Genomic DNA, 17,792 nt, shown 5'->3' with positions numbered 1-17,792 from the left:
GATGATATAGATTATCCTACAATGAAATTTCGTAGAAGTCAACATAAACGAAAAAATATCTCCTAACTCTCAATGTTTTTTGCTTGATTTTCTGTTGTTGGGAAGGGATTCCTTTGAAAGGTGGAAGTTATAAGGAGTCGTGTTTCATTATATTGAGTCCTCCACTTAAAAGTGAAGTTCATTACGATTAGATTTTTATACATCCTTGATCTGACAACACTTTTCTGATGCGGTTATTTTTCTTCTTATCCTCTCCATAAAAATGGGAGAAAAATAAAAAAGCCTACATAAAACGGCTTTTTTATTCTAAGAGTAAATTATTGTTCTGTTAGTTCAGTTATAGAAACACTTTGCTTACTATTTGGTTCATCCAGGTTATGAATTGTAGCTACCCCATTTTGTTGGTCTACATGCTCAATGTAAATGCTTTTCCCGTTATGTATGACATTGGCCATGTCCACTGAATCGGCAATTTCTTGTGCTCTTTGTGCATCCATCTTTATCTAGCCTCCTTTTTATTTATGACAGTGAAAGTATTTGTTTTTAATTAATTTTTATGCATTTAATTCCTCTATATAAAATCAATTTTAATTTTTCAACTGAGACATAAAACAGTAAAAAAGCTATCTCATTCATAATTTGAGATAGCTTTTCATTTTATTATTCAGTTTAATCTTCTTCTGGAATCTTAATTAAAATGGCTATAGCTATTGTTGCCAAAAATATAACCCCTAAAGTTAGCAATAGACTCGTACTCATATGCCTCATCTACCCTTCTCTTTTCATCCCTATGATTCCATTTTAGCAGAGGAAATTAGGTAATAAAACTGGAAATGATAGCGTTTTACTAAAAATTTTATACATGTTAAAATAATGTAGTTGTTTTAACTCAACCAACGTATTCAACTTTTTGCTTGAATAGAGCAAGCTACCTCTTTCCTATTTTGGGGTAGCCCTTTTTTTATCGTGATAAACTAAAATGTTGTTTTGGATCTATTCCTTCCTACCCTCGGTTTACATTCGTTATTTACGAATCTGTCCAATCTCTTCTTCTGTAAGCTCCGTTAATTCAGATATTGTTTGATTATCCATACCTTTTTGCAGCATTCTTAACGCTACTCTCTTAATAGCTCTTTTTCCCCCTTGTTTTTCAGCTTTTTTTTAATGTCAATGTTTTATCTACTTGGAATTCCTGGTTTACTTCATAAGTCATTAACATTTGTGGATCCTCAGTTACACGTGCCCATTCATTCATCGCATTTTTCAACGTTTGATCTTTCTCCATTACAACTTCCTCCAAAAATGAGTAAAATCTTCATCTCTTGACACATTAAACAACAATAATTGTTTTACTAATTATGTGTCTCTTTTACGATACTATTCTCACCTATTCCAAAATCAAATTAATCCCACAAAGCTTGTCCGTCCACTCTAAAACTAAAAAAGAGTAATATTAAAATCGCCTTGCCATATATACATATGCTTTTATTTCACCGTGACGGTTAATTCTCTTTCTGTAAAAACTCGTTTAGCAATAAAAATAGCATTTAACACTCTAGGAAAGCCCGTGTATGGAATACAGTGAGTAATGGCTTCTACTATTTCATGTGGTGTGAGACCTACATTAAGCGCAGCATTAATATGAACATTTAATTGTGGTTCACACCCTCCTTGTGTCGTGAGTGAGCTTATTGTAACCAGTTGTTTTTGCTGTAGGTTAAGTCCTTCTCTTGTATAAATATCTCCAAAGGCAAATTCAATGACATATTTCCCAATGTCAGGAGCAATGTCTTTTAATGATTCAATTACTCGTTCCCCACCCTCTCCATCTACTTCCATTAACGTTTTCCAACCATTTTCGTAACGTTCATTCGTCAACTGAATCTCTCCTTACAACTGAGTTAGTTTATTTACAAGTTAGATATTACGCTTTAGAGCGCGCTCTAAAGCAAGCATTTTATTTCTCATGTTATAATAATTAATATGGAAAATTTATTCAGTATTCAACAAGTAGCAAGTATGACCGGTCTTTCTACACATACTTTGCGTTATTACGAAAAAATTGAATTAATAAAAAATGTGCAAAGAGACCAAACCGGATATCGGCAATATACAGACTTTGATCTAGCTTGGATTCAGTTTTTAATTCGTTTACGTGTTACAGGAATGCCTATGCTTAAAATGAAGCAGTTTTCTGATTTGCGACAGAAAGGAGAGTCTACTATTACGGCAAGAAAGGAATTGTTAGAAGAACATTATAAAGATGTCTTAGGCAAGATAGAGGAACTAGAGTTAAATTCGCAGAGAATTGAAGAAAAAATTGCGCACTATAAAAAATTAGAGACAGCGGAGAAACAGCAGTTTTAACAAATATAAAAAAGACCTTGAAACCCATTTTTCAAGGTCTTTTTTATAGCACTTAAGCTAACATCAAACAAAACCGCTTAGTTCATATATGCAGCAACTTTGATATATTCCCACCTAAAACTCTGTCTGCAACCTCTCCACTAGTTGTATTTAAAAAATTCGCGTGTCTTGAATACCGGCTTTTTGGAGTTCCTGTTTAAAGGATTCTCCTTTTTTTTAGTTTTCATAATTAACAAATCTATACTAACTCCACTCATTCATAATTGCCAAAAGTTCATATCCATATGAACCGCGTTTTTCTTTTAACAAACCTAAGATTAAAAGTGGAATCAATTGATTTCTCCTCATAAAATGGGATTAATTTTGCTTTACTTACTTTCATTAATAGTAGAGACATTAATAGAAAACTCCTCAAAACTTACTTGTCCCAAGGCAAACTTCATACTTTCAACAAATATACGTTCATTTTTAGTTAGTTCACGCTTTGCTTCCTTTTCAATCCATTCATGCTCAACGTCTAAAACATCTAAAACATGCTTTTGTTTTGAAAAAGCCTCATAGTATCTTAATCCAAACTTTCTTTGGGAAACGGCATCAATATGAATGCCATCTGGATTTGCTGTTAAGCCTTTTGATGTTACAAAATAACCATTTTTTTCAGTATGGGCAACTTTAGATAATAGCTGGTTTATTTGTTTATATTCTACAGCGCTTTTTCCAAATCCCACATCTCCAAGGTAATGTCCCAACTCACCGATAATAATCGGGATATCTGGTGCATTCAATTCTTCTCTCAACTGTTTAAATAACGAAAGCAATTTATCTTCATACGTCTTATAACGTTCTCCGTAACTGTCGCTTTCTCCTTGATGCCACAGAATTCCCACTAACTCACTTGTTTCCATTGCGAATTTTGCTTCAGAAATCGCGTGTCTGGTTAATAGTCCGTCAATTGTCCACTCATCAATTGAGCTTCCTCCCTCAGCACATGGTATTAACCCAATGGACTCGCCAGGATGATCCTCTGTCCAAGCTTGAGCAAAAGAGGCTGCCGGCCCAACACCAGCTATGTGACGATCAAAATTAAGCGGTTCTGCCATCGTTTGCCATCTACCGTTTCTCAACATATGTATATGCTCATTATAAATCGGCGGTACATCCTCAATAAATCCTCTGCCTGCCATATTTGATTGTCCAATTAACAATACAGATTTCATAGAAATACCTTCTTTCTCTTCCATGTTGATTACTTTTTTCTAATTTGCTCGTGGTTATACTTACAGAATTAGTTACACTTTGATATATATCTTAATTGATAGCTTCAAGGGCTTGTTTCAAATAATCCATTTCAGAGGTTATATCATCTATCTGTTGGTTTAACTGACTTACTTTATCAAGAGTATTCTGTGCATCTAATAAATTAATTTCTAACATCAACCGGCTTGCTTCACTCTCAAGTTCCAGTCTCTTTGCAAATAATACCTCATGCTTTTTTATAATTTCAGATTTTAAATTCTTACTATTGGTTTCTTTCATACTTCTACCTCCCTACCTTGTAATAACAGTATTTTATTGGAATATAGATTTCCCTATATAATTTAATAATTACCTACAGAGACGGTTTGTGTAATGGTTAAAATTCCCTTTTTTCCTTAAAGGAAAACCACATTTATTTCGCATTTACATAAGATGAATAATAAGAACCCATTAAAATGAATTCCATTATTTAGCCTTATTAGATGGCGTTCATAAGTTCTTGGTGTTGACATTCAGATACATACTGAGCGTTCAAAAGCTTCCCTAATTGTTAAAAACAAATGCAATATTCCAAAATAAGGGAAAATGTAAATCGTTTAGTTTTTTTTGCAGGAAAAGAAAGCGAAGTATATAAAAATAACAGTATGCATTAAAAAGTGTTAAGAACATTTTATTATCATTTTCTATCAGCACGAGAGCAATATTGAGAAAAGAGCTTATATAAGTCCGTGTCTTAAGTATGCCTATTGTATAGAATGGGTTACTTAGTAACTAAGGGAAGGTGATTTATATGTTAGGGGAAGAAGATTTAAAAGTAAATTGTATATCAGCTGCTATAGGTTTACTCATCCAACATAACATTATCACTCACCAGGAACTGGACAAACTAACTAAAACAAATTACCAAGTTTTTTACGATTTTCTCATGGATAAGCTAATTGAACAAGAGTTTAGTAAGGATAGAGTGGTACAAACATAAGTACTTCAATAAAACAAAAACCGCAAAATTAAAAGAAAAGATTTCCTATTTCAAATATAATTCTTATAAGGCTCTTTACATATTAGACAGATATAATATGTAAGGGCTTTCTTTTTTTTAGCAAAGCCTCCTATAGTTTAAATGTATTTCTTCACAATCTATCATTTTATTAAAGGAAGTCTGCCAATATTGTTACAAAAAAGTCCTCTCCTCGTTTCAAGAAAAGAACTTATATTCAGTGAATTTTATAAGCTACTTCCAAGTCTGATCTAGTTTATCTGAGTAGAAATGTAAGGCTTTTTTATAACTTAGTATTTCATTGTCATTTGTCGTATGTAGTAAGCACTTCAGTAACAGTTCCATCGCTTTGCTGTGTTCTTTTAAATTGTATAAGGTCATGGAATAAAACACTTTAATTACATGATTATCTGGGAATAACTCCATTCCTTTTAAAAATGTCTCTTTTGATTTTTCATATTCCCCCAAGGCTCTATATGTGCTGCCCAATCCCAATATTGCCCCTTCCATATCCTTAGAAGGTAATCCTATCTTTATGGCATTTTCGTAAAAGGGTACTGCCTTTTCTTCTTCTCCTAATATGTCGAAGCTCCAAGCACATTGATAGTTATATAAAGCATCGTCTGGAAATTCCTTAGCTAACTCACTTAGCAATTCGTTAGATTCTTTGTGATTTCCACTCTTTCGTAACGCTAATGCTTTACTTAGTTTGTTATTCAACTTAAATCTCCAACCCTTCTTTTTCCCACTACTTTTTTATCGCTTAACATCCTTTCATATCCAGAAATTCAGCGTATTCGTACACTTCATCCAGATCTATTTCTTGCTTTAACTATCTGTTTAATTTTTAAAGGCTAATCCATTGGCCTGCAAAGCTGTTCTAAGTTTAGGTAAAGAAGCCGGCCCCATACCATGAAATTGTAATATTTCTTTTTCACTAAATGTTGATAGCTGCTGCAAAGAAGTTATCCCTTTGCTTTCCAATGCTCGTCTTGCTGGTGCTGATAGCATGGAAAGAAATCCGTCTTCAGGTTTGCGTTCTTTCTCACAGGTGGGGCAGGTCGGACAGCTACTGCTTTTATAATATTTGTGTCCTTTATGACAGATTCTTAGATTTCCTTTTTGGGTTTTCATTTTTAACCTCTCCTTTTCTCAAGAGTCTTTTAGCTTTTATCCCTTGCCACTTCTTCAACGGATGGTTTATGAAGGAACAAACATCCTACGTACAGTAAACTAATTATTATTAAATGCTTGTTAGTCTCGTTTCAGATAGTGTAGCTCCATTACAAATCATGCTAACACCTTACATGTTTGCGCTTGAAACCAAGCCGTCCTCTATCTATATCCTTTTGAATGTTTTCGGCAGCAAGAAGAATACTACTTTTTTTCTTATCTTTCTTAACTTCGACTGGACCTACTGCCCTTGCAGTTTCAAGCGCCTTCTCATGAAGCGGCAAATATGAAACACCGACTGTATAGATAAAATTATTCATAGCGGATTTCGTTCGATTTGGAGAATCGTGAATCGTATTTTCCACTTGATTAAGCATATCGGCAATCTTGCTTGTGCTAAATTCATCGTCAGGACGATTACCCAAAAGCCAGCAGTAACAACTCCATCCTGCCGACATTTTAAGTTCTTCATCACTTGCAACCCATCTATCAGCAACAACTTGCGCAAAATCGGTTTCTGACAACGTTACTGCAACTACATAATCGGATAGCATGTAGAAATACGCTTTATCAATCCAACGCTCAAAATCCTCCGCAGTCATCTCTTTTGGGTCTGCAATGATACCAGCAAAATACATAGCATCGTAATTGCCAGACGCATAAAGCTGCTCGGCTAAAGCCTGATTTTTCTTGATTTTCTTTGCAATCGTCTTCATTTTTCCTGTTGCCACTCCAAAAAGTGGATCGTGTGCACCATTATTTATGTAAGTCTTTTTAATTCGTTCCGTACCAAGCGCTTCAAGTTCTTTCATAACCATTACAAAATCCACCGTTCCGTACCCTCCTTCTTCTCCGTTCATAATCTGCTTTTTATTTCCGCCAAAAAGTTGAGCAGTCTTTCTTATCTAACATATTAAACTCGATTATTTTTTTTAGTAATTCATAGTTTACTGGCTCAGTCCATAGAATTCGAAACAGGCCTTTGGTAGCGCTGTATCCAGCCTGGGTGATGTCATGATTAAAGTGCGCCATGCCTGTTTCTTCAGGTGAAACGCTCAAATGATGTTTCGCTGAGGCAAAGCCGATGATAAATGTTCCATGATCAGTAAACATTGGAGTATTCCATTTAATTTGTGGTTCCAAATTCGGGAAAGTATTAGCAACCCAAGCCAAAACCTCCTCTGTTCGGTCACGGTGGTCAGGGCTATCTATACGCGCTAAATATTCTGCAAAAACTTCCATAGCATTTTCTCCTCAAATAAATTTTTTTAATCTACTCTACTTTTATACAAATCAAACATCAATCGTTCATTTAACCTTATTTCATTTTCAACTCAAATACATTAACGATTTATATTAGCGATGTTTTAAATAAAATGTACTAATCATTTAATCCTTTTCCATTAAGAATGTTCGGAATGCATTTTTCAACTCTTGATGCTCGAGTCTTAGATTGTTTGGCCGCAGAAAAATGAAGAATATATGCTCTTTGCCGTCCTGGAGTCAATGTAGTAAAAGCATCTTTTAGCGCAGGTATTTCATCAAATTTATGCTGTAGCTCTTCAGGAATAATGAGTTCTTCAGGCTTTTTAGCTTTGACTTTTAATCCGGCTTTTTCCAACTCAATGGCCTCATAAATATAAGCTTTTAAGATAGCTTCCTTTTCAGCTATTTCTTGCACATCGGTAAAGCGAATTTGTCGCGCCCCTTGTACATTCTCCGTTTGTTGGATTAGAATACCATGAGAATCTTGTAGCAGAGCACCTTTAGGAAACAGCAGTGCACAATATTCTTTAAATCCATGCATTAAAACAATGTTTTTTTTCTCAAACGTATAACAAGGGTTCATCCATTTAAAATCTTCGGTTAACTCACAGTCAAGAACAATCTTTCGCAACGTCTCATATTCTTCTTTCCACTTTTTAGCTTTAGTTAAAAATTCATCAACCTTAGGATTCATTTTACTGTTTGTCATCAAGGAACACCCCTATTCAATTTTTTAATCTGTGGCTCTAGCAATAATATAGTCAGCCGTCCATTCATTTAATGGTGTTACTATTCTTCAAATGTAGGAAATGCCCTTCTTCAACGTTTGCATTTAATATAAAAAAAACCAAAGCAAAGAATGCCTTCATGTCGATACATATAATGAATCTGTTTGGCAGCTGCTCATAATCGATCAAAAGAACCTTCCAAAAAAAGAACAGTCGTTCCCTATATTTTATAAGAACAAACGTTCCCTTTCAATAAAAACTCTAAAACTTTCCGAATTATTCCTATGAATAACGTGGAATTTATTATTTTATTAAAAAAGAAATACCTTATATACCTAGAGAAAGATATCAAGATAACGAAAACAAAAAAACGTGAGAAAATGTTCTACAAAGCAAAATTTCGGAATGAAATAATCAACAAAATTTGCCATAATAAGTGAAGTAAGGAGGTGTATTATGTTTCGATTGTATGGAGCCTTAATTGGGCTTAGTTTAATTTGGGGTTTATCTTTTGTATTTATGAAGTGGCTGCTCCCCTCAGCTGGCATATGGGGAATTGTATTTTTTCGTTGTTTAGCAGGTGGTATCATCTTGCTTCCGTTTTTATGGTGGAAGCGCAGAAAAGTTAAAGAGAAACTGCCCTGGAAGGCATTGATTGTTGTTGGCATATTTAACTGTGGTTTGGCGTGGGGATTAATTTCCTTAAGCGAAACTGAGATAAACAGTACAACTGCCTCTATTCTGAATGCAACCACTCCAATCTGGACAGGTCTTATCGGATTTATTCTTTTTTCTTATCGACTTACCGGACGTCAGTGGATCGGTATTCTTATCGGTTTTTTCGGGATACTCGTCCTTATGGATTTTCAATTTGGTCAGATTTTCGGGAAAGGGTTTGTTGGGATTGGAACAATGCTTGTTGCTTGTATCTGCTATGGGCTTGCTGGGCAGTTAACAAAACGGTTTTTGTCTGAGGTGAGCGTACTAACTATAACAACCTTCACCCTACTAACAGGTGCTATCATTGGTTTAATTGGGATGCTGATTACCGAACCATTTAAATCAGATTTATTGATTCACCCACTTCCGATTCTGGCGATTGTGGGTCTCGGCTGTTTTGGTTCAGGATTGGGTCAGTTAATCTATTTTTATATTAATAAAAATGGTGGCCCTGAATTAGCAGCGACGGTTACTTACCTGATCCCTGCCTCGGCCATGGTATGGGGTTATTTACTACTAGGAGAGACAATTACTCCAAACGTAATCGTTGGACTACTTATTATCTTTGCTGGCGTTTATCTTTCATCGAGGAAATCAAAAAGCAAAACTCCGCATGTCACTCTCGTTAGCAATAAACAAAATTAAGTAAGTAGATTCTATAATGTGAGTCTTTAAAGTTATCTCCGAGAGGAAAATTAAGAAACTGAAAGACTACAGAATATGATATATGTCAAATGGAATTCATCATATGTGATGATAAGACGTAATTCTAGTTGTTCAATCTTGTTTAAAAGGCAGCCCTCTATTTGGCTGCCTTTTTTATTTCAAGGCAGAAAATAATTTTAACATTCACTGCTAGTTACCCTATGCAACACAACATCAAACAAAAACGCTGAATTTATATATTTAGCAGATTCGAGATATTCCCACCTAACACTCTGTCTGCAACTTCTCCTCTAGATGTATGACGCTTAACGGCCTGTAAATTTAAATATGGATCTCCATATGGAAAATCTGAACTAAATAACGTTCTCTCAGGTATTTCTTTTATAGCCAAAGACAAGGCGTATGTTGTATAAAATGCAGATATATCTAAGTAAGCATTTTTAGTGTCTTTTATCACCTCTATCGTTTGTAGCCAATGAATTCCGCCCATATGCCCGTATATAACCGGCACATTTTCATATTTTTGAGTGAGAAGAAATAACTCTTGAATATCCTTTAAGTTCAAAGGATGAAAAGTATGTACCCAGATAGGCAAAGACGTATAGTCACTTGCTGCTTTAAATATAGGTTCTAACAATGGAATTTGACCTGGGCCAAGGGTAAATTCTCCAAGACCTTTCATCTTTTGCTCTTTGACAAGCTTCTCTACCCAATCGTTTAGAGTGACATCACCAGAAGAAAAAGAAAGTGGAACCGAACCAAATCCAACAAACCGATTCGGGTGCTGCTTAATCGCAACGCTTACTTCTTCTAGCGCATTTAAGCGGGCTTGTAGAGGATTCACCTCGTTATTTAGAATTTGATTTAACCTGTTCATTTCGGCTGTAAATTCTTTAACATTACTGCTTTTTTCTGGATGAACAAGAGTAGAAAACAATACGGTTTTATCTATTCCACTGTCATCCATCATTTTAATATGTTTCTCTATAGGCAAAACCACATGTGCATGACTATCAATAATCATTTTGTTTCTCCTTTTCATTTCTTTCATGAAAGACTTCATTAGCAACTTTCAAAATCGTATTTAAAGCTACAGGAAATCCAGCATAAATGACCATTTGTAACATTACTTCTAAAATTTCCTCCTGTGTCCATCCAACATTCAACGCCCCGTTTATATAAAATTTCAACTGTTCCGTATTGCCTAATGCAGTTAGGCCAGCCACTGCAGCAAGAAGGCGTGACTTTAGGTCTAAGCCTGGTCTCGAGAAAATTTGTCCGTAATTAAACTCTACAGCTAACTTTCCCAAATCAGGGAGAGCTGACTGTTCAAAGCCTGCCATTATATCCTTGTAGTTCTCTGGATCAATCTTAGCTAATATATCTAATCCTCGTTGAAAGTTATCTGTATGTGTTCTCATTACATATTACTTCCTTTCTTATTCATGAAATTTCCTATCATTTTTTTAGGAATGTTCATTGGAATTAAAGAACAAAAGCTAATGGCTATCATCAGTATGGCTATTTCACACACCCCATTCCACTGCCATTTAGTCCATGCAAGTAAACCCACATAAGATCCTAGGGACCCGCCTAAAAATGTAGAAACCATATATAACCCATTTAATCGACTTCTTTTCTCTTCTCCTAATTGAAAAATAGTAAACTGACAGGCAACTTGGTTCGCTTGAGTACCTATCGTTATGAGAAGAGCTCCTAAAATTAACCCAGGCAACCAGTACCCTCCCCTTATAAGGCCTATAAAGGCAAGTAAAGATATGGACATACACAAAAGACTTGCAACCCTCGCCCCTTTTGTATCGATTAAACGTCCGATAATCGGCGTAGCAAACGCTCCTGCTATCCCGACTAACCCTATTACCCCTACCATGTCACTTCCATACGAATAGGGATGTGTATGTAATAAAAAGACAAGCGTGGTCCAAAATGCGCTAAAAGAAGCAAACATCATCCCCTGACTTACACATGCTTTTTGCAGGGCTCTTTCTTTTATAAACAGCGGACCTAACGACATGAGCAAGTGTTTATAACTAGTGGCATTTCCTCCCTTATTTTTTGGAAAATAAATGCAAACTAACAAAATCATAAAAAGTGTAGCCACAGCGGATGTCCAATACACCATTCGCCATCCAAAATGAACATCAATAAAACCACTAGCAAGCCGAGCGCCTAAAATACCACAAACTAATCCAATGGCGACATTTCCTAAAACTTTTCCTCTACTATGATCTGAAGCTATATTCGCAGCCAGCGGAACGATAATTTGAGGAACAACCGTTACGATTCCTAAAGCTAAGCTTGTAACCATCATCCACGTTTTGTTAATAGATAAAGCGTTTAAAATTAGAATGATACATATAGAGAATAATAAAAACAAAATTAATTTTTTTCGTTCAAAGATGTCTCCTAACGGTACTAACAAAAGATTTCCTAGTGCATATCCAATTTGAGCTAAGGTAGCTATAATTCCTATGCTGGCTGCAGAAACGTGAAAAGTAGCGGACATGCTTACTAAAAGAGTTTGGTTCAAGTAGACGTTAGCCACTGTAAATCCGCAAACAGTAGCCATTAAAAGAACTAATCCTCCTGATATATGAGACGTCTTTTTGCTATCTTTTACTATCATCTGTTTCACCTCCCTTACCTAGATCATAAAATAAGGATTATAATGGTAATAGGAGTCTAGTTATACTAGTAGTAAAAGTACTACCTACACAAAGGAGTAAAATCATGGTAAGCGATAAAGAAAGAAGAAAAGAATTAGGGGATTTTCTGAAGATGAGACGAGAGCGATTGTCTCCAAAAGATTTTAACTTGCCTATTGGACCGAGGAGAAGAGCCAAAGGATTACGCAGAGAAGAGGTTTCTCAACTAGCAGGAGTCGGCATAACTTGGTATACGTGGCTGGAACAAGGACGAGATATACAAGTATCTTCTGAAGTATTAGAAGCCATATCACGTATTTTTAAATTAAACAAAGAAGAAATGGAGCATTTATTTTTATTAGGCAATCAGCCACTTCCATCTGCAACCGTGCTGAATGAAAGAGAAAATATAGATCGTGTTGTAAAAAATCTATTAAGTCAATTAGGTCACTGCCCTGCCTATGTAACAGACGAAAAACTTAATATCGTAGACTGGAATAAAGCTGCTATGGTGGTATTTGGGGACTTTAACGAGATGGATGAACGAAACCGCAATGCAGTGTGGCGCTGCTTCACTTCCCAAGAATATCAAAATCTTTTTCAAAATTGGGAAGATCATGCCCAACGACTAATTGCCCAATTCCGCCTAGCTTACACGCGTTTTGTCGGAGATGAGTGGTTTAAAGCTATGATTAGTGAACTTAGCGAGAAAAGCCCTCAGTTTTATGAGTGGTGGTCTAACCATGAAGTTTTAGGTACGCCTTGTGGAAAAAAGACCATTATTCACCCTGTGGCAGGAAAAATGATTATGGATCATATTACCCTCCAAGTTTATGATGCACCTGAATTAAAAGTGACTGTTTATCAGCCTCGTGAGGAGAATGAGACAGAAGAGAAGATGAAGCAGTTATTGAGGTAATAGTAATATTGTATATATTCATAGTTTTCAATACTAGAAGCCTATGTACTGCTGATGGGTACATGGGCTTTTTATTTTTGAGTTGGTATAAGATAAACTATGGGAACCAATTGAAATTAAAAGAATAAAGATGCTTATGTTGTGATAATCACATTAATATTAGTAATTTACTCATATAAACTTAAATCAGATCTACGCATTTCGTTTCTTTTGTCTTATTGACTTTAGTATACTTATAAAAGTGAGGCAAAATAGAAAATATAAATTTTCGCATGTGTTTATAAATTGCAGACAAATAAAAAACAGCCTCTACTTAGATTATTAAGTGAAAGCTGCTTTTAAAGTTTATGTATTAATAAAAAGCTTCGTCGCTTTGATAAAAGTTATTTATATAAGGAGAGCCATAAATATTTGCTTTACTTATGTAGATGTTAACTACCTCTTCCACAGTAAGGTTAAATCGTTTAGTAGTAGCCTTTATTGCTTTTTCGCAATGTATTTCAGGTACATAATTCTGTCCGCCATTTGTCATCTGATCAAGTTGATTTTCCATAAACTCATAAACCGCATCTTCGGAAATAGAAACATCTTCATTCTCACTATATTCTTCATCGGGCCGTACACTATCAGGATCTTTGTATTCTAGCAGATCCTCCCTTTTAATCTTTTCGTCATTATGTACTAACGTTTCGTCGCCATCCTTGTTATTGATATTCATTGAATATGAGTCACCCTTAGATGATGATACAGTGAGCGTACCAAATTCACATTTAGTATTTCCACAATAGTTACTTAAATCACTACCTATTCCCTCAGTAGTTCTAGAAAGAATATTAAATATGCCCAAAGGGTTGTTGTCATAAAATGCGTTATCAACATTAGCAGCTATATTTATTTTGTACTTGCCTTCTCCTTCTCCATCATACGAGTATGATAAGCTTTTTGTTCCCTTTGATAAATAGTCGTCAAGAATAGAATGTTTGATTGTTGAATCCGTAACTCGCTTAATAGATTCTAGTTGAATGTCTGAAGAACATCCACTAAGTAGCACGAAAGCACATGCTATTGATGTGTAAAGCCATTTCTTTTTCATAACAAACCCCTTGTATTTTATTTTTCACTAAAAAAAGACCGCAAACTAAGTGGCAGCCTTTTTTGAGAGATAAAGAGTTTTGATCTCTAACTGCATATATAGGGATGGGCACAAATGTGACCATATAATGACATGGTGCGTCATTACGAAATAAATTATACCATTAAAGGTTTGTTATGTAGATAAATACAAAAGATTTCCTGTGCTATTCGGCTTCACTTTTACTTTTGTCTTCCTTCTTTTCCATTTGATAGTTTTTGCTTGCAACAAAACCTCACAGGAATGATATAACCTCACTGATTCAAGGGTGAGGTTTTGTTTTCTAGGTTTATTAGTTTACATAAGATAAATTCTGCTGCTATTCTATTCCACCCTTTTATTCAAATGCCCTCTGGTTGGGAGAAATCAAAGAGGAAAAACCCTTATCAGCATATATATCCTAGTGATGAGGAAATGCTTAAACTTGGAGAACCAATATCATGGAAAGAAGTAATGTCCAAAAGTAATTTAAAATCCTACAAAGAACTATTCAGAGCGTTGCAATACCTTACTGGTGCGCCTAGTGATGAATATAAAAAATTAGCTTCCTATGTTAAGTCTAATCCTGATTTTTATTATCCCGAAGAAGATCGTGCATCGTTGTTTATACTAAATAGTTTAGTAAAGATCCTCTGTTCAAAAGGGGCAAATACTTTATATTTTTCGGAACCTATTCACGACACAAACGGTTCATTTAAAGTCAATGATATGTCACCTTTAGAAATAGCTAACTTATCTCCTAACGAGTCAATTATCACAGATGAAAATATGGATTTTGCATTTATGGGGATCTATGATTCGTTTATAACATTGCTTTTAGCAAAAGATACAAATATTGAGGATACAATTAAACCCCTAAACCTTGAAGCTTTCATATGTGATAAAGAAACATATTTTAATTCATTTATTTAATAGGTACCGATAAAGGGGTTTATGGAAACTAAAAAGGACAAATCAATGGGGCATATTACACGAATTTTTAGTATAGTTGGGTAGGAAACCATTCTTAAGAACGTCTTCCTACCTTTACTAGCGAAATTCATTGTATATACTAGAAGGTGCCGAAAAGTGCAAACTCATACTTTTTTAATTACAAGCATGAGTTTTATCAATAAAGTTTATTAACTTAAATTTTTGGCAATGTATGACTAAGTTCTTTACCAATAAGATTGGCTGAAACTGGTTTCTCCCCTATCTCCCTAGCCCATACCGATAATTGTCCAATATGATGTATTTCATGAGCAATCACATGACGCATAACTTCTCCCCAAGTGTCAGTTGCTATACTTCCGTCTGGTTGCGGATCATAAAGAATATTCTTTTCTTTTTCTGCATTCCAAGACCTAACAAACTCTCTTATCTCAAACTGAAAGCTTGTATCTAGCTGGCGAACTTTTTCTAAGCTTTGATATTTCTCAAAATCCTCTTGGAAATCATCTTTTCCCTGTAGAACACGAATCCAGCTCCACTCTACATCAACAATGTGAAAGAGAGTATGCAAGATTCCTCCTACTCCTCCTGTTCGTTTCCGAAGCAATTCATCTAGTGGAATATTCTCACACCATTGATACCATTCTTCTCTAACCAACCAGTTATAATGAAACATAGTTTGCAAGCTAATTCCTCCGTTTACTGTATTTTTCACTTTGTCTCTTTTTTAAGGGGAGTATGAATTAGTTCGACAACTATTTATAGATACCTATCTCATTGGAATAAGACAAGATAATATATAGAGTCGTATAGGCTATTTTGTTCCTAGCAGAGGTATTATGTTAACTAATTCTGTAGAAGATATACAGTTAAAATAACGATCTTATGATTGTATTGCTTCAGTCAAATTTAACTTTTTGATCAATTCTTCAGTTGTTAAAACTTTGGCAAACTCATTATCTAAAGTTGCTAATGACACAGTATGTATTTGTTCAGCTGGATAATATGCATTATCTGCTCCTTTTATTGCAAATGCAGCTGTGGCATCTGATACGAGATACGTTTTAAACCCTAAATTATCACTCATTCGAGTAACAGTTGATACACAATGTGGAGTTGTTAATCCTACTATTACGACTTTTTCTATTTTGTTTTCTTTCAAATGATTCTCAATCTCCTTGTTTTTTCTGAATATTTTAACATTTTTATAGATATATGCCTTTAAAATGGTATAATATAGAGAACGTCAGTTCGGGAGGCTTAATATGCAAACAAAAAAAGTTTATATTTATGTATTTAATACAATGTCAGATTGGGAGTATGGATATTTAATTGCTGAACTAAATTCAGGAAGATATTTCAGGCAAGGTTTAGCCCCTTTAAAAGTAATGACGGTAGGAGTTAATAAAGAAGTTATTAAAACAATGGGGGGGCTGAGTATACAGCCAGATATTTCTCTTGATGAGTGCACTCTTCTGGATAAAGATCTTTTAATTCTACCGGGAGGAACTACATGGAGTGAGGAGATTCATCAACCTATATTGAAAAAAGTTGGGGAAGTTTTAGAGCTTGGTACTATTGTAGCTGCAATTTGTGGTGCTACTGATGCCCTTGCAAATAATGGATACTTAGATTCTAGAAAGCATACGCTTAATAACTTAGAATATACAAAAATGGTCTGTCCTAATTATAAAGGGGAGAAGTTGTATGAGATTGGACCTGTAGTATCCGATAATAACATGATTACTGCTTCAGGAGTAGCACCTTTAGAATTCGCGAGAGACGTATTAAAAAAATTAGATGTATTTGCATCAAATACATTAGATTCGTGGTATAGCTTAAATAAAACTCAGAAGTCCGAATACTTTTTTCAGTTAATGAACTCAATATAGATTCCTAATTATATACAAGGTCGATTACAATAATTTTCTTTTTTATTTTTGTAGATACCTATTTCCTTTTATGTTAACTAAAAAGAAACAAAAAGAAGCCTTTATAAGAGATTTATTTTTTTCTTCATCTCGTATAAAGGCTCCACCATACTTTTAAATTAATTAATTTCTATTCTGCGTATTTATTTCTAACAGCATCATCCCACATAAACATTCCTTGGTTATCTTCATAGATTTGAACATTATATTTCATTACTGGTTCTCTCTTTATTCTTCATAAAGACGAATTGCTTCCCTTACTACAATAACGTCCTTCTCATTAATCCTCAATCGTAATTCCGGCTTCTTTGAATGGTTCTAATACTTCTGGATCGCACATTGAAATATAGTCCACTGCTTTTAGATTCTTTAAGTTCTGAAATCCTTCAACAGATAGTACGTCAAATGAACTGTCTTCTCCATCCCAGTCTGGCTTTAGAATATGATAAATTTCATTACCTCCATCAAAGCAAAGGGATTCAATCTTTTCCAAATCACTCATTTCCAACGTTAACTCTTCTAAATAATCTCTGATTTCAATAATGGGTCCAGATCCAGAATACCATTCAAAATTATTGGTATACTTATCTTTTAAATCGGTTAATTCTTCTAGAAATAACGGATCTTGATCTAATAAAGCTTCAATGACCACTAATTTAAAATTAAAGTCTTTAAACATTTCACTTTTCCCCATTTTACTACCTCCGATTTTATTTCTTTCTTAGGCTTTTAATCGAACCTGCACTGTTAGTATTGTAACAATCACCTATGAATAAAACCTGCTTATATTGCTGACTTTGACAGGTAGAGAAATAACAGCCCCTGTAAAAGAAGGTCTGCTCTTATTTACTTGTTTTGATTACTACTGCAAACTGATACCACTAGCAATAATACAGCAGAAGTTGTTAAAACCTTTTTCATAAATACACCTTCCATTGTCTAATAACCATTTTCTATCTATTATTCTTTGACTATTGTTAATAAAAGGTAGGAACTTTGTATATTTTATCATGCTTTTTATATTCATGAATATCACTACT

23 protein-coding genes and 1 pseudogene are annotated in these 17,792 nt (G+C 34.7%); 6 read left to right on the top strand and 18 right to left on the bottom strand.

The genetic code is table 11. The features are described from left to right. Positions 1-317: 317 nt before the first annotated feature. The 4 genes from AC2YJL_RS06280 to AC2YJL_RS06265 form a co-directional block, all read right to left on the bottom strand. The gene (locus tag AC2YJL_RS06280) at positions 318-497 is read right to left on the bottom strand and encodes a small acid-soluble spore protein H (RefSeq protein WP_028409545.1); all 180 of its coding nucleotides are present in this window, start codon (positions 495-497) and stop codon (positions 318-320) included. A gap of 526 nt (positions 498-1,023) precedes the next feature. Beyond that, positions 1,024-1,092: a hypothetical protein gene (locus AC2YJL_RS06275; RefSeq protein WP_487374726.1), complete on the bottom strand. Its 69-nt coding sequence runs from the start codon at positions 1,090-1,092 to the stop codon at positions 1,024-1,026. A gap of 58 nt (positions 1,093-1,150) precedes the next feature. After that, positions 1,151-1,285, bottom strand: a complete 135-nt coding sequence (locus AC2YJL_RS06270; protein WP_369361295.1) for a hypothetical protein — start codon at positions 1,283-1,285, stop codon at positions 1,151-1,153. 200 nt (positions 1,286-1,485) lie between these two features. Further along, on the bottom strand, positions 1,486-1,878 hold the full coding sequence (locus AC2YJL_RS06265) for a carboxymuconolactone decarboxylase family protein (protein WP_230933249.1): 393 nt from the start codon (positions 1,876-1,878) through the stop codon (positions 1,486-1,488). A 105-nt stretch (positions 1,879-1,983) separates the two neighbouring features. Here AC2YJL_RS06265 and AC2YJL_RS06260 point away from each other — a divergent pair, with 105 nt between their 5' ends. After that, positions 1,984-2,367 (top strand): MerR family transcriptional regulator, encoded by a 384-nt coding sequence (locus tag AC2YJL_RS06260; protein WP_195696770.1) that lies wholly within the window; start codon positions 1,984-1,986, stop codon positions 2,365-2,367. Between the two features lie 368 nt (positions 2,368-2,735). On the opposite strand, the gene AC2YJL_RS06255 is transcribed toward AC2YJL_RS06260, so the two are convergent. Together AC2YJL_RS06255 and AC2YJL_RS06250 are read right to left on the bottom strand one after the other, a co-directional pair. Further along, a complete protein-coding gene (locus tag AC2YJL_RS06255; protein WP_230933250.1) occupies positions 2,736-3,584 on the bottom strand; it encodes a sialate O-acetylesterase in 849 nt (282 codons plus the stop codon). Between the two features lie 91 nt (positions 3,585-3,675). After that, positions 3,676-3,903 carry a hypothetical protein gene (locus tag AC2YJL_RS06250; RefSeq protein ID WP_016765065.1) on the bottom strand — a complete coding sequence of 76 codons (228 nt, stop codon included), beginning with the start codon at positions 3,901-3,903 and terminating at the stop codon, positions 3,676-3,678. A gap of 511 nt (positions 3,904-4,414) precedes the next feature. Between AC2YJL_RS06250 and AC2YJL_RS06245 the strand changes: the two genes are divergently transcribed. Further along, positions 4,415-4,603: a hypothetical protein gene (locus AC2YJL_RS06245; protein ID WP_230933251.1), complete on the top strand. Its 189-nt coding sequence runs from the start codon at positions 4,415-4,417 to the stop codon at positions 4,601-4,603. A gap of 252 nt (positions 4,604-4,855) precedes the next feature. On the opposite strand, the gene AC2YJL_RS06240 is transcribed toward AC2YJL_RS06245, so the two are convergent. From AC2YJL_RS06240 to AC2YJL_RS06220, 5 genes are all read right to left on the bottom strand, one after another. Then, positions 4,856-5,341 (bottom strand): tetratricopeptide repeat protein, encoded by a 486-nt coding sequence (locus AC2YJL_RS06240; RefSeq protein ID WP_230933252.1) that lies wholly within the window; start codon positions 5,339-5,341, stop codon positions 4,856-4,858. Between the two features lie 120 nt (positions 5,342-5,461). Then, positions 5,462-5,755, bottom strand: coding sequence for an RNA polymerase alpha subunit C-terminal domain-containing protein (locus tag AC2YJL_RS06235; RefSeq protein WP_230933253.1), 294 nt, complete (start codon positions 5,753-5,755; stop codon positions 5,462-5,464). A 161-nt stretch (positions 5,756-5,916) separates the two neighbouring features. After that, positions 5,917-6,624 (bottom strand): DNA alkylation repair protein, encoded by a 708-nt coding sequence (locus AC2YJL_RS06230; protein WP_407818725.1) that lies wholly within the window; start codon positions 6,622-6,624, stop codon positions 5,917-5,919. 40 nt (positions 6,625-6,664) lie between these two features. Beyond that, on the bottom strand, positions 6,665-7,036 hold the full coding sequence (locus AC2YJL_RS06225; protein ID WP_230933255.1) for an iron chaperone: 372 nt from the start codon (positions 7,034-7,036) through the stop codon (positions 6,665-6,667). 139 nt (positions 7,037-7,175) lie between these two features. Beyond that, positions 7,176-7,769, bottom strand: coding sequence for a YdeI/OmpD-associated family protein (locus AC2YJL_RS06220; RefSeq protein WP_230933256.1), 594 nt, complete (start codon positions 7,767-7,769; stop codon positions 7,176-7,178). Between the two features lie 475 nt (positions 7,770-8,244). On the opposite strand from AC2YJL_RS06220, the gene AC2YJL_RS06215 reads away from it, so the two are divergent. Beyond that, positions 8,245-9,153, top strand: coding sequence for a DMT family transporter (locus AC2YJL_RS06215; protein WP_230933257.1), 909 nt, complete (start codon positions 8,245-8,247; stop codon positions 9,151-9,153). Between the two features lie 253 nt (positions 9,154-9,406). Here the strand turns inward: AC2YJL_RS06215 and AC2YJL_RS06210 are convergent, their stop codons facing one another. From AC2YJL_RS06210 to AC2YJL_RS06200, 3 genes are read right to left on the bottom strand one after another with little or no spacing between them, the layout of a single operon-like run. After that, entirely contained in the window at positions 9,407-10,198 is a 792-nt protein-coding gene (locus AC2YJL_RS06210) for an amidohydrolase family protein (protein WP_230933258.1), read from the bottom strand. Continuing rightward, on the bottom strand, positions 10,188-10,595 hold the full coding sequence (locus tag AC2YJL_RS06205; RefSeq protein ID WP_230933259.1) for a carboxymuconolactone decarboxylase family protein: 408 nt from the start codon (positions 10,593-10,595) through the stop codon (positions 10,188-10,190). Before AC2YJL_RS06205 ends, AC2YJL_RS06210 begins: the two co-directional genes overlap by 11 nt. Then, complete coding sequence (locus AC2YJL_RS06200; protein ID WP_230933260.1) at positions 10,595-11,821, bottom strand: MFS transporter; 1,227 nt, start codon at positions 11,819-11,821, stop codon at positions 10,595-10,597. The genes AC2YJL_RS06205 and AC2YJL_RS06200 overlap by 1 nt, the downstream gene beginning before the upstream one ends. Positions 11,822-11,925: 104 nt before the next feature. Between AC2YJL_RS06200 and AC2YJL_RS06195 the strand changes: the two genes are divergently transcribed. After that, on the top strand, positions 11,926-12,759 hold the full coding sequence (locus AC2YJL_RS06195; RefSeq protein ID WP_230933261.1) for a helix-turn-helix transcriptional regulator: 834 nt from the start codon (positions 11,926-11,928) through the stop codon (positions 12,757-12,759). Between the two features lie 352 nt (positions 12,760-13,111). On the opposite strand, the gene AC2YJL_RS06190 is transcribed toward AC2YJL_RS06195, so the two are convergent. Further along, positions 13,112-13,852 (bottom strand): hypothetical protein, encoded by a 741-nt coding sequence (locus AC2YJL_RS06190; RefSeq protein WP_230933262.1) that lies wholly within the window; start codon positions 13,850-13,852, stop codon positions 13,112-13,114. A 315-nt stretch (positions 13,853-14,167) separates the two neighbouring features. Here AC2YJL_RS06190 and AC2YJL_RS06185 point away from each other — a divergent pair, with 315 nt between their 5' ends. Next, positions 14,168-14,803 carry a DUF2711 family protein gene (locus AC2YJL_RS06185; protein WP_230933263.1) on the top strand — a complete coding sequence of 212 codons (636 nt, stop codon included), beginning with the start codon at positions 14,168-14,170 and terminating at the stop codon, positions 14,801-14,803. A 214-nt stretch (positions 14,804-15,017) separates the two neighbouring features. Here AC2YJL_RS06185 and AC2YJL_RS06180 read toward each other — a convergent pair whose 3' ends face one another. Both AC2YJL_RS06180 and AC2YJL_RS06175 read right to left on the bottom strand, forming a co-directional pair. Continuing rightward, positions 15,018-15,506 carry a DinB family protein gene (locus tag AC2YJL_RS06180; protein WP_230933727.1) on the bottom strand — a complete coding sequence of 163 codons (489 nt, stop codon included), beginning with the start codon at positions 15,504-15,506 and terminating at the stop codon, positions 15,018-15,020. A gap of 198 nt (positions 15,507-15,704) precedes the next feature. After that, positions 15,705-15,995, bottom strand: a pseudogene (locus AC2YJL_RS06175) (isochorismatase family protein); the annotation flags it as partial. A gap of 91 nt (positions 15,996-16,086) precedes the next feature. Between AC2YJL_RS06175 and AC2YJL_RS06170 the strand changes: the two are divergent. Then, entirely contained in the window at positions 16,087-16,713 is a 627-nt protein-coding gene (locus tag AC2YJL_RS06170; RefSeq protein ID WP_230933264.1) for a type 1 glutamine amidotransferase family protein, read from the top strand. Positions 16,714-17,032: 319 nt separating this feature from the next. Here AC2YJL_RS06170 and AC2YJL_RS06165 read toward each other — a convergent pair whose 3' ends face one another. Then, on the bottom strand, positions 17,033-17,446 hold the full coding sequence (locus AC2YJL_RS06165; protein ID WP_230933265.1) for a DUF6892 domain-containing protein: 414 nt from the start codon (positions 17,444-17,446) through the stop codon (positions 17,033-17,035). Between the last annotated feature and the right edge of the window lie 346 nt (positions 17,447-17,792).

The sequence above is a fragment of the Priestia sp. SRI_019 genome (assembly GCF_057586255.1).
This window is presented reverse-complemented; position numbering and strand designations above follow the sequence as displayed.